At 49.2% G+C, this 360-nt stretch carries 2 tRNA genes; both read right to left on the reverse strand.

The annotated features are described in order from the left end of the window. Positions 1 to 102: 102 nt before the first annotated feature. Positions 103 to 177: transfer RNA gene (locus tag FN960_RS20975), tRNA-Gly, on the reverse strand. A gap of 10 nt (positions 178 to 187) precedes the next feature. Further along, positions 188 to 269: transfer RNA gene (locus FN960_RS20980), tRNA-Leu, on the reverse strand. Positions 270 to 360: the final 91 nt, after the last annotated feature.

A 360-nucleotide genomic window follows, 5' to 3' on the forward strand; every position in this document is an offset into this window, starting at 1 on the left:
CGGACTTGAACCGGCACGGTAATCACTTACCGCAGGATTTTAAGTCCTGTGTGTCTGCCAATTCCACCACCCCGGCACAAGGTAGGCAAACAAACAAAAGTATGGAGCGGAAGACGAGATTCGAACTCGCGACCCCCACCTTGGCAAGGTGGTGTTCTACCACTGAACTACTTCCGCCAATTAATAATGCGGGTGGAGGGACTTGAACCCCCACGTCAAGAGACACTAGATCCTAAATCTAGCGCGTCTGCCAATTCCGCCACACCCGCACAATATTAAATTGAATAAAAGTGAGCCATGAAGGATTCGAACCTTCGACCCTCTGATTAAAAGTCAGATGCTCTACCAACTGAGCTAATG

Source organism: Alkalicoccobacillus porphyridii (genome assembly GCF_007293315.1).
GTDB classification, from domain to species: domain Bacteria; phylum Bacillota; class Bacilli; order Bacillales; family Bacillaceae_D; genus Alkalicoccobacillus; species Alkalicoccobacillus porphyridii.